Raw genomic sequence first — 12,148 nt, 5'->3', positions numbered from 1 at the left:
AGATCTTTTCTCGATCCGATTTCCTCGGCGCTTTCCAGGTTCCCGCTTTTCTTTCGCGGTTTCCTTTCCGGCGGTTCCGACTTTATCAGAAGTTCCCGGCCGGTTTGACCAGCCATTCGTTCCGATTTATCGGGAGGGGCCTCTGCGGAATGCATATCCCGGGAAGCCATATAGATACTAACCTGTCGCCGACCGGACCCTGTCCAGTCCAGGCAACTGTTCGAATCTACCTCCCCACGCGCTCCGTGTCAACGGCTCTTGTGGGGCGAAGAGGAGAGTAGCAGTTCTGCGGGCGTGGACGCACATCAGGCGGCCGTCGGCACCGTGGCGCTGCGTTCGGCTGCCTCGACGTCGCCGGTCTCCCCGGCGCGGGCGGCCCTGCCGCCGACGACATAGACGTAGGCCAGGAAGGCCGCTTCGGCGGTGATGCCGATGGCGATGCGGGCCCAGGTGGGCAGGCCCGAGGGGGTCACGAAGCCTTCGATGGCGCCTGAGACGAAGAGGACGAGGGCCAGGCCGATGGCCATGCCCACGGCGGCTCGGCCTTCCTCGGCGAGGGCGGTGCGCCGCGTGCGGGAGCCCGGGTCGATGACGGTCCAGCCGAGGCGCAGGCCGGTGCCCGCGGCGACGAAGACCGCGGTGAGTTCGAGGAGGCCGTGCGGAAGGACCAGGCCGAGGAAGGTGTCGAGGCGGCCGGCCGAGGACATCAGACCGACGCCGACCCCCAGGTTGAGCATGTTCTGGAAGAGGATCCAGAGGACCGGGAGTCCGAGGAAGACGCCCAGGACCAGGCACATCGCGGCGGCCTGGGCGTTGTTCGTCCAGACCTGGGCGGCGAAGGAGGCGGCCGGGTGGCTCGAGTAGTAGGTCTCGTACTGGCCGCCGGGGCGGGTGAGCTCGCGCAGTTCGGTGGGGGCGGCTATGGAGGACTGGACTTCCGGGTGGGTGCCGATCCACCAGCCGAGGAGGGCGGCGATCGCGGTGGAGACGAGGGCGGTGGGGACCCACCAGTGACGCGCTCGGTAGACCGCCGCGGGGAAGCCCTGGGCGAGGAAGCGGGTGACGTCGCGCCAGGAGGCACGGCGGGTCCCTGTCACGGTGCTGCGCGCACGGGCCACCAGTTGGCTGAGCCGGCCGGTGAGCTGGGGATCGGGAACGCTGGACCGGATCAGTGAGAGGTGAGTGGCGGTGCGCTGGTAGAGGGTGACGAGTTCGTCCGCCTCGGTGCCGGTGAGGTGACGTCGGCGCAGCAGGGCGTCGAGGCGGTCCCATTCGGCTCGGTGGGCGGAGACGAAGACGTCGAGGTCCATCGGTGTGCCTGCTCCTCGGCTTCTCGTCGGCGGCGGTCGTCAGCGTCAGCTTGTCGTACTGCGGCGCGGTGTGCCTTCAGCTTGGCAGACTGGCCGGTGTCGGGGCAGGTCAGGGAAGGGGCGGCGGGCGTGAATGAGCTGGTGACGGGTGAGGCGGTGGCGTTGGAACTCCAGCCCGCCAGGCTGCCCAGCAGGGCGTTGGCCGCGTTGCTGGATCTGACGGTGGCCGTGGCGGTCTACGTCGTGGTCAGCATCGCCTTTCTGGTGGCTACGGCGTCCTTGGACGAGGCGGCGCGGATGGCGGTGTCGATCGCCACGTTTCTGCTGGTGCTGGTGGGCGGGCCGATCGCGGTGGAGACCCTCAGCCATGGGCGGTCGTTGGGGAAGGCGGCGTGTGGGTTGCGCGTGGTGCGGGATGACGGTGGGCCGATCCGGTTCCGGCACGCGCTGGTGCGCGGTGCGCTGGGTGTGGTCGAGATCGTGCTGACGGCGGGGGTCGTGGCGTGTGTCGCCTCGCTGGTGTCGGCGCGGGGGCGGCGGCTCGGGGATGTGTTCGCGGGGACGCTGGTGGTGCGGGAGCGGGTGCCCGTGGCGCGGACCGGTGTTCTGCCACCGCCTCCGCCGTGGCTGGCGGGGCGGTTCTCGGGGCTCGATCTGTCGGCGGTGCCGGACGGTCTGTGGTTGGCGGTCCGGCAGTACCTGGGGCGGATGAGTCAACTTGATCCGCAGGTCGGCTGGGTGATGGCGGAGCGGCTGGCCGGGGATCTCGCGGCGCGTACGGGGGTTCCGGTGCCGGAGGGGGTGCCGTCGGCGGCTTATCTGGCGGCGGTGGTGCAGGAGCGGCAGGTGCGGGAGGCGCGGCGGGCGTTCGGTGGTGGGGGCGGTGTCGGGCAGCCTGTGGCTCCGCCTGTCGTGCGGGACTCTGCGGCTGCGGTGCCGGGGTCTCCTCCCCTGGGCCGGCCGGCCGTGCCTGTGGATCAGAGGCCGGCCGAGCGTCCGGCCACCGGGTTCGTGCCGCCTGCGTAGTTCCGTCTTGCGGGGTGGGTTCTCGGGGCTGGGTCCTCGTGTGGGGTTGTCGGGTTCAGGCGAAGGCCGACGGGGGTGACTCGAGGTCTTCCAGTTCGATGCCGGGGGCTGCGAGAACCACGTCCCCGGCGATGTGGACGGAGTGCTGTTCGCCGGTGTCCAGGGCTGTGACCTGGTATTCGTCCACGGTCAGGGGGCCGTTGTCAGTGGCGTGTGCTTCTCTGTTCACCAGCGCCCAGGACTGGTCCACGGTGCGCGGGGCGAGGACCGGGTCCGTGAAGGCGACGAGGCGTAGGCGGGTCGCGGATGCGGAGGGAGTGAGGCGAAGGAGTCGGGTGGTGGCGATGAGGAAGGCGGGGGAGCTGCCGGTGAAGGCGTGGGCTTGGACGTTGCCTTCCGTGGCGTGGGTGCCGGTGGGGTCGGTGCGGACCCAGGTGACGCCGTCGAGGGCTGCGCCGCGTACCTGCCAGCTGCTCGCGTGGAGTTCGAGGCGGAGGGGGCGGCCGAGGTCGTCGAGGGTGAGGTCGACGGAGCCGGTGTGATCGCCGGTGGGGGTGGTCAGCTGGGAGACGTAGCGCCAGCCGGAGGGGCCGGGGGCGCACTGGAAGTGCTCGTGGGCGAGGGGGGTGTGATCGTGCGGATCGTGGAGCGAATAGCGGCCGCGGGGCATGGGGGTCCTGGGGTGTGACGGCTGGTCCGGTCACCTGGGCGAGCCGGTCCGGTGCTGGTGACGGCCGGTCCGGCCGTAGGGCCGAAGGGGCAGGCCCCCGACACGGGGGTGCGGGGGCCTGCCTCGGAGGACCTACCTGGTGCCGAGGGGCGTGTCAGTGTCAGTGCGCGGACGCGCTCCTCGGCGGGTGGGGCTGTGGACTCAGTAGCGGTAGTGGTCCGGCTTGAAGGGGCCTTCGACGTCGACGCCGATGTAGGCGGCCTGCTCGGGGCGGAGCTTGGTGAGCTTCACGCCGAGCGCGTCCAGGTGGAGGCGGGCGACCTTCTCGTCGAGGTGCTTGGGCAGCGTGTAGACGCCGGTCGGGTACTCGTCGGGCTTGGTGAACAGCTCGATCTGGGCCAGGGTCTGGTCCGCGAAGGAGTTGGACATCACGAACGACGGGTGGCCGGTGGCGTTGCCCAGGTTCAGCAGGCGGCCCTCGGAGAGGACGATGATCTTCTTGCCGTCGGGGAAGGTCCAGGTGTGGACCTGCGGCTTGATCTCGTCCTTGACGATGCCCGGGACCTTGGCGAGGCCGGCCATGTCGATCTCGTTGTCGAAGTGGCCGATGTTGCCGACGATGGCCTGGTGCTTCATCTTGGCCATGTCCGAGGCCATGATGATGTCCTTGTTGCCGGTCGTGGTGATGAAGATGTCGGCCTTGTCGATGACCTCGTCGAGGGTCGTGACCTGGTAGCCGTCCATCGCCGCCTGCAGGGCGCAGATGGGGTCGATCTCGGTGACGATGACGCGGGCGCCCTGGCCGCGGAGGGACTCGGCGCAGCCCTTGCCGACGTCGCCGTAGCCGCAGACGACGGCGGTCTTGCCGCCGATGAGGACGTCGGTGGCGCGGTTGATGCCGTCGACGAGGGAGTGGCGGCAGCCGTACTTGTTGTCGAACTTCGACTTGGTGACGGCGTCGTTGACGTTGATCGCCGGGAAGAGGAGGACGCCGTCGCGCTGCATCTCGTACAGGCGGTGGACGCCGGTGGTGGTCTCCTCGGTGACGCCGCGGATCTCGGACGCCAGCTGGGTCCACTTCTGCGAGCCGTCGGTGATGGTGCGGTTGAGGAGTTCGAGGATGACGCGGTGTTCCTCGTTCTCGGCGGTGTCGACGGAGGGGACCTTGCCGGCCTTCTCGTACTCGACGCCCTTGTGGACGAGGAGGGTGGCGTCACCACCGTCGTCGAGGATCATGTTGGGGCCGCCGGTGGGGCTGTCCGGCCAGGTCAGGGCCTGCTCGGTGCACCACCAGTACTCCTCCAGGGTCTCGCCCTTCCAGGCGAAGACGGGGACACCCTGGGGGTTGTCGGGGGTGCCGTTCGGGCCGACGGCGATGGCGGCGGCCGCGTGGTCCTGGGTGGAGAAGATGTTGCAGGAGGCCCAGCGGACCCGCGCGCCGAGGGCGACGAGGGTCTCGATCAGGACGGCGGTCTGCACGGTCATGTGCAGGGAGCCGGTGACGCGGGCGCCGGCGAGAGGCTGGGCTTCGGCGTATTCCTTGCGGATCGCCATGAGGCCGGGCATCTCGTGCTCGGCGAGGGTGATCTCCTTGCGGCCGAACTCGGCCAGGGAGAGGTCGGCGACCTTGAAGTCCTGTCGGTTGTCGACAGTCGTCATGCGAGCTGCTCCTCGGGTTGGGTCGAGGTCTGGGTACGGCTGGTCTGCGCGGCGGCGGACACAGGGGTGCCCTGAGGGGACACAGGCATGCCCGCGTGCGCGCAGCGCAGTCCGTCGGAGGCCCTCTCTCCCTCGGTCGGTCCGTGCGGGACCGCCCGACCGCCATCAGCAGCGACGTCTGGCTCCGTTCCAAGCTACACCGGAGGCGCCGGGCGGCCCCAGTCCACCTCCGAACAGATCACGCCGATCACGGAGGGTGAGGCCGTGGTCGGGGGGTGGGAAAAAGGGGGCGGGGCCCGCCGGTGTTCGGCGAGCCCCGTCGGGTGGGGGGAGGGTCAGTGGTCGGCCGGGGGGTGGGCCGGGCCGCCGGGGGTCGCTTCGGGGTCCGCGCCCTTGGCGGCTTCGGTCTCGCTGTAGACGTCGGGCTCGAGGTAGATGACGCGGGCGATGGGGACGGCGTCGCGGATGCGGGCTTCGGCGGCGTCGATGGCGCGGGCGATCTCGGTGGCCGTGTCGTCGTGCTGGACGGCGATCTTGGCGGCGACGAGGAGTTCCTCGGGGCCGAGGTGGAGGGTGCGCATGTGGATGACGCGGGTGACGGTGTCGCCGTCGACGAGGGCGGCCGCGATCTTCTCGCTCTCCTCCGGGCCGGCGGACTCGCCGAGGAGGAGCGACTTGGTCTCGGCGGCGAGGACGAGGGCGATGAGGACGAGCAGGACGCCGATGCAGATGGTGCCGATGCCGTCCCAGACGCCGTCGCCGGTGACCAGGGCCAGGCTGACGCCGATGAGGGCGAGGATCAGGCCGACGAGTGCGCCGAGGTCCTCCAGGAGGACGACCGGGAGTTCGGGGGCCTTGGCATGGCGGACGAACTCCTTCCAGGACTTCCTGCCGCGCAGGACGTTGGACTCCTTGATGGCCGTCCGGAAGGAGAACGACTCGGCGATGATCGCGAAGACGAGGACGCCCACCGGCCAGTACCAGTGCTCGATCTCGTGCGGGTGCTTGATCTTCTCGTAGCCCTCGTAGATGGCGAACATGCCGCCGACCGAGAAGAGGACGATGGAGACCAGGAAGGCGTAGATGTAGCGCTCGCGGCCGTAGCCGAAGGGGTGTTGCGGGGTGGCCTCGCGCTGGGCCTTCTTGCCGCCGACCAGGAGGAGGGCCTGGTTGCCGGAGTCGGCGAGCGAGTGCACGCCTTCGGCGAGCATCGACGACGAGCCGCTGAAGGCGAACGCCACGAACTTCGCTACCGCGATCGCGAGGTTGGCTGCGAGTGCCGCCACGATCGCCTTGGTGCCGCCTGACGCGCTCATGTGTTCGCGTGGTCCCTTCGTCCTCGGGTGTTCCTCGGGGCGCTCGTGCCGTCGTCGGCTTTGCCCGCCCTTTGCGGTGGGCATTGTTGCAGCCCTGACCGACCTGCGTGTGCCCGGTGGGCGGCGTGGGATGCGTCAGACGACGACGGTCGCCCGGAAGACCGTACCGACTCCGGACACTTCGGCTTTTTCACCCGCGGGGACGAAGACGGAGTGGCCGGGGGTCAGGGTGTGGCCGCCGGCGTGGACGGAGCCTGCCGTGCACAGGAGGATCTGCGGGGCGGGGAGGGTGAGGTCGTGGGCGGTGGTGCCCTCGGGGAGGACGTACCGGGAGAGGCGGAACTCGTCGATGGGAGTCTCGTAGACCTCTTCGCCGTCCGGGGCGGCCTCGGGGCGCAGGACGCCGGGGTCGCCGGGCTCGAAGCGGACGACGCGCAGGAGTTCGGGTACGTCGACGTGCTTGGGGGTCAGGCCGCAGCGCAGGACGTTGTCGGAGTTGGCCATGATCTCGACGCCGAGGCCGTTGAGGTAGGCGTGCGGGATGCCGGCGCCGAGGAAGAGGGCCTCGCCGGGCTGGAGGCGGACGTGGTTGAGGAGCATGGCCGCGATGACGCCGGGGTCGCCGGGGTGGTGGTGGGCGATGCCGGCGTAGGGGGCGTGGTCGCCGCCGAGGCGGTCGCAGGCGGCCGCGGCGGCCGCGACGGTGTGGGCCATCTCCTCGGGGTCGGCGGTGAGGACGGCGGTGAGGACCTCACGCAGGGCGGCCTCCTCGGGATGGGCGTGCAGGAGGTCGACGTACGGCTTGAGTGAGTCGACGCCGAGGCCGTCGAGGAGGTCGGCGGCCTGGGCGGGGGCGCGGAAGCCGCACAGGCCGTCGAACTCGGTGAGGGCGCAGATGAGCTCGGGCTTGTGGTTGGCGTCCTTGTAGTTGCGGTGGGGGGCGTCGACGGGGATGCCGCGGCGTTCCTCGTCCTCGTAGCCCGCGCGTGCCTGGGTCGGGTCGGGGTGGACCTGGAGGGAGAGGGGTGCGCCCGCGGCGAGGATCTTGAGGAGGAAGGGGAGGCGGGGGCCGAACTTGTCGACGGCCGCTGTGCCGAGTTCCTTGTGCGGGTCGCTCTGGATGACCTCGACGAGGGTGCCCCGGTCGGTGCGGGAGGGGGCGCCCGGGTGGGCGCCCATCCACATCTCCGCCTGCGGTTCGCCGGTCGGTTCCACGCCGAGCAGGCGCGGGATGGCGGTGGGGGAGCCCCAGGCGTAGGGGCGGATGGTGTTGTCGAGGCGGTCCATGCGGTGTCTGCCTGTCTGTTCTGTCGGTCTGTCGCGGCTGTCACGGCTGTCGCGGCCGTCGTGTCGGCTGCGGCGGTCTGCCGGGGTGTCCGCGACGGCCGTCGGCTGTCCGCGGACGGTCGGTCGCCAGATCAGGTGCTCGAGGCGAGCGCCAGGTAAACGGCGGCGAAATCCGTGATGGCGATCAGCTCGGCCAGGGTGACGAGTTCGTCGCCGGGCTCCGGTTCGAGCTCGCTGATCGGCGTGTCGTGGCTGAGGGCCAGGTCACGGGCGGCCGGGGCGGCGGTGAGGCCGCCGATGGGGCGGTCGCGCAGCAGCACCACGCGCGCGTGCAGGGCGGGCGGTTCCTCGACGCGGTCGCGGAAGAAGTCGTCCGGGTCGGCGCTGGCGGCGAGGGGGCCGGCGAGCAGAGCGCTGTGTTCGGCGAGGGCCTCGGGGAGTTCGGCGACGAGGGCGGGGCGGCCGGAGAGCTCGGCGAGCGCGGCGGCGAAGCGGCGGCCGGCGGGGCCGGCGGAGACGCCCTCGGTCCAGATGACGGGGAGGGCGTCGGCGAGTTCGGCGGCCAGGGTCTTGGCGGGGTTGCTGTAGGTCGCGATGGCGGGACCGCAGCGCTCGGCGATGTGGTCGAGACGGTCGGCGACCTTCTCCAGCGCGTCCGGCGGGGCGGAGAGCAGCGCGATGCGGTCGAGGAGCGCGAGGAGCGGGGTGAACAGGGCCCACAGGACGCCGGGGGCGGACGCGGCGACGGGGGGTTGTTCGTCCTGCTCGTACGGGGCGGTCGCCATCGGTACGAACAGGCCGTGGGCGGCGGTCACCGCTTCGGTGAGCGGGGAGTGGGCGGGGGCCACGGCGACGACGGTGCAGCCGCGGCGGTAGGCCTGCTCGGCGAGGAGGGACAGGCCGGGTTCGGTGCCGTCGGGGGTGGCGATCAGGAGGAGGTCGACGGAGCCGATCCAGCCGGGGAGTTCCCAGCGCAGGGCGCCCGCGGCGGGGGCCACGCCGGTGGGGGCGAGGCGGGTGACCGGGCAGGCGGCGCCGGCGAGGGTGCCGAGGAGGTCGGCGACGCAGGTGGCGGCGGCGCCGGGGCCCGCGATGAGGATCGCGCGCGGGCGGCCGTCCGGTGTGAGTTCGCGGACGCCTGCCTCGTGGGCGTGCCGGGCGGCGGTGCGGACGCGGGCGCCGGCTTCGGCCGCTCCGCGCAGGAGGGCGCGGTGGTCTGCCTCGGCCAGGGCCTCCGGCGTGTCGAGCAGCGATTCGTCGAGCATGGTGTCAGTTCTCCGATCGCCGGGTCGTCGTCGGTGTGCGGGCGCCGGTGGGCGGTGATGCGGGGGTGGGCCTGGGGGCCGGCGTCACGCGGGGCGGCGGGCCTCGTCGACGAGGAGGACGGGGATGCCGTCGCGCACGGGGTAGGCCAGGCCGCAGTCCTGACCGGTGCAGATCAGCTCGGTGTCCTGCTCCTTGAGGGGGGCGTGGCAGGCCGGGCAGGCGAGGATCTCCAGGAGGCCGGCTTCGAGCGGCATGGGGTGGTGTCCCTTCGGGTGGGTCCGTGCGGTTGCCGTGGGTGTGGGGTGTGCGGATGTGCCTGGTCAGCGTACCGCTGGTATGGGTGGGGTGTTGGGGTGACCGGGGTGGTGACTTCTCGGGTCGCACCACCCGGAGGAGTGGCGGGGCGGGCGGCACCGCTGCCTCGCCCGGCGAGCCGCCACTCGCCGGGCCGTCGCCGCCGAGCCGCCGTCCACCGGGCCCCGCCGAGCGTCACTCGGTGAGCCGCCGCCCGCAGAGCCCCACCCGGCAAGCCGCCGGTCGCCACCCGCCGTCCACCAAGCCCCCGCTCCCAGGTGGTGACCCGGCAAGCCGCCCCCGCCGAGCCGCCGTCCACCGAGTCCCCGCCGGGCGGGCGGCACCCGGCGAGCCGCCACCCGCCGTCCGCCCAGCCCCGCCCGCCGGGCCGCCGCCCGCCGGGCCGTCCACCGTGTCAGCCGTGTCAGCCGTGTCAGCCGCGGATGATGCCCAGTACCTCGTCCCGGATCTTCCGCATCGTCGCCTCGTCCCGCGCTTCCGCGTTCAGGCGCAGGAGGGGCTCGGTGTTGGAGGGGCGGACGTTGAACCACCAGTCGGTGGCGGAGATCGTGAGGCCGTCGAGTTCGTCGAGGGTCACGTCCTCCCGGCTGCCGTACGCGGCCTTGATCGCCGCGATGCGGGCCGTCTGGTCGTCGACCGTGGAGTTGATCTCGCCGGAGCCCGTGTAGCGGTCGTACTGGGCGACCAGGGAGGACAGGGGGGCGTCCTGGCCGCCGAGGGCGGCGAGGACGTGGAGGGCCGCCAGCATGCCGGTGTCGGCGTTCCAGAAGTCCTTGAAGTAGTAGTGGGCGGAGTGTTCGCCGCCGAAGATCGCGCCGGTGCGGGCCATCTCCGCCTTGATGAAGGAGTGGCCGACGCGGGTGCGGACGGGGGTGCCGCCGTTCTCCTCGACCACCTCGGGGACGGTCCAGGAGGTGATCAGGTTGTGGATGACCGCGCCCGTGCCGCCGTGGCGGGCGAGTTCGCGGGCGGCGACGAGGGCGGTGATCGCTGACGGGGAGACCGGGTCGCCCTGCTCGTCGACGACGAAGCAGCGGTCGGCGTCGCCGTCGAAGGCCAGGCCGAGGTCGGCGTTCTCCTCGCGGACCCGCTTCTGCAGGTCGACGAGGTTGGCCGGGTCGAGGGGGTTGGCCTCGTGGTTGGGGAAGGTGCCGTCCAGTTCGAAGTACATCGCAACCAGCGTCAGGGGCAGGCCGGCGAAAACCGTGGGGACGGTGTGGCCGCCCATGCCGTTGCCCGCGTCGACGACGACCTTCAGGGGGCGGATGGAGGTGAGGTCGACGAGGGAGCGCAGGTGCGCGGCGTAGTCCTCCAACGTGTCGGCCCGGGTGAGGGCTCCCGGGACCGGGGCGGGCTCGGGTGCGGCCGAGTCCGTCCAGCGCTCGACGAGTTCGCGGATCTCGGCGAGGCCCGTGTCCTGGCCGACGGGGGCCGCTCCCGCGCGGCACAGCTTGATGCCGTTGTACTGAGCGGGGTTGTGCGAGGCGGTGAACATCGCGCCGGGCAGGTTCAGCGCTCCGGAGGCGTAGTACAGCTGGTCCGTGGAGCACAGGCCGATCTCGGTGACGTGCACGCCGCGAGCCGCCGCGCCGCGGGCGAAGGCTCTGGACAGGCCGGGCGACGAGGGGCGCATGTCGTGGCCGACGACGATCGCCTCCGCGTCGGTGACCTGGGCGAAGGCCGCCCCGAACAGCTCGGCCAGCGACTCGTCCCACTGATCCGGGACCACCCCGCGTACGTCGTACGCCTTCACGATCTGCGACAGATCAGCAGCCACGGCCAAACCTTCCTGAAAGTTCTGTGAGTCACCACAAACTACCCGGAGCCACCGACGGACCGCTGTCGGTCCGCCGAGTCGGCCCACAGACGTGGTGTGGGCCGTCGCCTCAGGTCAGAGCGCTCCTACGGCAGCATCCGGTCCAGTACGGGTGAACTCTGACCCACCAGGACGAGGCACATCACGAGGAGCAGGCCGATGCTCCAGGGCAGCACCTTGCGCAGCACGTCGCCCTCGCGGCCGGCGAGGCCGACGGCGGCGCAGGCGATGGTGAGGTTCTGCGGGGAGATCATCTTGCCGAGCACGCCGCCGGAGCTGTTGGCGGCGGCGAGGAGTTCGGGCGAGAGGCCGGATGCGCGGGCGGCGGTGACCTGGAGGGCGCCGAAGAGCGCGTCGGCGGAGCGACCAGCACGAGCGGCACCACGAGGGCGAGCAGCGGGGTCTGACGGCCCACCACCGAGGCCACCGTGTCCAGGGGCAGGCCGGTGACCTGAGCGAGCGTCACGACCGGCGTGCCCATCGCGACGAAGGCGACCGGCGCTGTGTTGGCGACGAGGCAGACCACGGCCGCGCGGACCGGGTCGAAGCCCAGGGCGACGAGCATGACCGAGCAGATGGCGACCGGGGCGCCGAACCCGGCGAGCGCCTCCAGCGGGGCGCCGAAGCAGAAGGCCACCACCAGGGCATCCGGTACACCCACAGGGCGTTGACGACGATCCACAGGATGGGGAGGAGACCGAACGCCGCACCCTGCGCGGCGCCGGAGAGCGTCTGGCCCACCGGCATGCCGTAGGCGGGGCGGGCGACGAGAAGGGTGGCCAGGAGGCCCGTCAGGCCCGCCGGGTGCGCCTTCACGCGGACACCGCCCAGCAGGACGAGGACGCGCACGAGGGGCACGGCCGCGACGAGGGCGGACAGGCCGAGCGAGCCGGCGACGGGCTGCAGTTCCCGGACGTACACGGGCGCCCCCGGTTCCGTCATGTCCGACATGCGGAAAGCGATGTCTCGCAGCGACCGACACGGAATAGTCGTGTCCACGCCAACCCGCCGTCAATGGCCCGGGCGCGGGTTGTCGCCCCGGAAGGGGTGTCAGTTGTCGGGCGAGCGCAGCACTCTCAGATGACCACGGCGCGCGACCTCCATCGGGTCCGCCGCACGACCCCCGCCACCGGCTCCGGCCGCGCGCTCCTGCGGACGGGCCGCCTCGCGCACGGCGTTGGCAAGCGCTTCCAGGTCGTCGCCGCTGGGGCGCGCGGGAGCGGAGCCGTCGAGCAGCCGGACGACCTCCCAGCCGCGCGGGGCGGTGAGGCGCTCGGAATGCTCGGCGCACAGGTCGTAGCAGTGGGGTTCGGCGTAGGTGGCGAGCGGGCCGAGGACCGCGGTCGAGTCGGCGTAGACGTACGTCAGCGTCGCGACGGCGGGTCGGCCGCAGGCGGTTCGCGAACAGCGACGTACAGGGCTCACGACGTTGGACGGTACCGCACTCTTGAGCGGGCCGCGACGACTCTCCACCAGGTCACTC

At 71.7% G+C, this 12,148-nt stretch carries 10 protein-coding genes and 1 pseudogene; 1 reads left to right on the top strand and 10 read right to left on the bottom strand.

Annotated features, from left to right (window positions below; genetic code table 11):
• Positions 1-305: 305 nt before the first annotated feature.
• Positions 306-1,310 carry a stage II sporulation protein M gene (locus ACIBBD_RS36815; protein ID WP_399424127.1) on the bottom strand — a complete coding sequence of 335 codons (1,005 nt, stop codon included), beginning with the start codon at positions 1,308-1,310 and terminating at the stop codon, positions 306-308.
• A gap of 129 nt (positions 1,311-1,439) precedes the next feature.
• On the opposite strand from ACIBBD_RS36815, the gene ACIBBD_RS36810 reads away from it, so the two are divergent.
• Positions 1,440-2,336: an RDD family protein gene (locus tag ACIBBD_RS36810; protein ID WP_399424126.1), complete on the top strand. Its 897-nt coding sequence runs from the start codon at positions 1,440-1,442 to the stop codon at positions 2,334-2,336.
• A gap of 55 nt (positions 2,337-2,391) precedes the next feature.
• Here ACIBBD_RS36810 and ACIBBD_RS36805 read toward each other — a convergent pair whose 3' ends face one another.
• The 9 genes and pseudogenes from ACIBBD_RS36805 to ACIBBD_RS36765 form a co-directional block, all read right to left on the bottom strand.
• A complete protein-coding gene (locus ACIBBD_RS36805) occupies positions 2,392-3,006 on the bottom strand; it encodes a hypothetical protein (protein WP_399424125.1) in 615 nt (204 codons plus the stop codon).
• A 201-nt stretch (positions 3,007-3,207) separates the two neighbouring features.
• Complete coding sequence (gene ahcY / locus ACIBBD_RS36800; RefSeq protein WP_399424123.1) at positions 3,208-4,665, bottom strand: adenosylhomocysteinase; 1,458 nt, start codon at positions 4,663-4,665, stop codon at positions 3,208-3,210.
• 335 nt (positions 4,666-5,000) lie between these two features.
• The gene (locus ACIBBD_RS36795; RefSeq protein WP_399424122.1) at positions 5,001-5,981 is read right to left on the bottom strand and encodes a cation diffusion facilitator family transporter; all 981 of its coding nucleotides are present in this window, start codon (positions 5,979-5,981) and stop codon (positions 5,001-5,003) included.
• Between the two features lie 135 nt (positions 5,982-6,116).
• Positions 6,117-7,268 (bottom strand): mannose-6-phosphate isomerase, class I, encoded by a 1,152-nt coding sequence (gene manA, locus ACIBBD_RS36790; RefSeq protein ID WP_399424120.1) that lies wholly within the window; start codon positions 7,266-7,268, stop codon positions 6,117-6,119.
• A 131-nt stretch (positions 7,269-7,399) separates the two neighbouring features.
• Complete coding sequence (locus tag ACIBBD_RS36785; protein ID WP_399424118.1) at positions 7,400-8,533, bottom strand: SIS domain-containing protein; 1,134 nt, start codon at positions 8,531-8,533, stop codon at positions 7,400-7,402.
• Positions 8,534-8,617: 84 nt separating this feature from the next.
• Positions 8,618-8,788: a Trm112 family protein gene (locus ACIBBD_RS36780; protein WP_007382472.1), complete on the bottom strand. Its 171-nt coding sequence runs from the start codon at positions 8,786-8,788 to the stop codon at positions 8,618-8,620.
• Between the two features lie 473 nt (positions 8,789-9,261).
• Positions 9,262-10,626: a phosphomannomutase/phosphoglucomutase gene (locus ACIBBD_RS36775; RefSeq protein WP_399424116.1), complete on the bottom strand. Its 1,365-nt coding sequence runs from the start codon at positions 10,624-10,626 to the stop codon at positions 9,262-9,264.
• A 125-nt stretch (positions 10,627-10,751) separates the two neighbouring features.
• Positions 10,752-11,586: pseudogene (locus tag ACIBBD_RS36770) on the bottom strand (L-lactate permease).
• A 129-nt stretch (positions 11,587-11,715) separates the two neighbouring features.
• Entirely contained in the window at positions 11,716-12,138 is a 423-nt protein-coding gene (locus ACIBBD_RS36765) for a DUF3499 domain-containing protein (protein ID WP_010034669.1), read from the bottom strand.
• Positions 12,139-12,148 lie beyond the last annotated feature (10 nt).

It is taken from the genome of Streptomyces sp. NPDC051315 (assembly GCF_044455165.1).
Taxonomy (GTDB): domain Bacteria; phylum Actinomycetota; class Actinomycetes; order Streptomycetales; family Streptomycetaceae; genus Streptomyces.
Note: the sequence above shows the minus strand (reverse complement) of the source record. Positions and strands in the feature narration are given on the sequence as shown.

Coding starts and splice junctions, on each gene's coding strand:
- ACIBBD_RS36815 (WP_399424127.1), bottom strand. CDS start 1,310: ATGGACCTCGACGTCTTCGTCTCCGCCCACCGAGCCGAATGGGACCGC.
- ACIBBD_RS36805 (WP_399424125.1), bottom strand. CDS start 3,006: ATGCCCCGCGGCCGCTATTCGCTCCACGATCCGCACGATCACACCCCC.
- ahcY (WP_399424123.1), bottom strand. CDS start 4,665: ATGACGACTGTCGACAACCGACAGGACTTCAAGGTCGCCGACCTCTCC.
- ACIBBD_RS36795 (WP_399424122.1), bottom strand. CDS start 5,981: ATGAGCGCGTCAGGCGGCACCAAGGCGATCGTGGCGGCACTCGCAGCC.
- manA (WP_399424120.1), bottom strand. CDS start 7,268: ATGGACCGCCTCGACAACACCATCCGCCCCTACGCCTGGGGCTCCCCC.
- ACIBBD_RS36785 (WP_399424118.1), bottom strand. CDS start 8,533: ATGCTCGACGAATCGCTGCTCGACACGCCGGAGGCCCTGGCCGAGGCA.
- ACIBBD_RS36780 (WP_007382472.1), bottom strand. CDS start 8,788: ATGCCGCTCGAAGCCGGCCTCCTGGAGATCCTCGCCTGCCCGGCCTGC.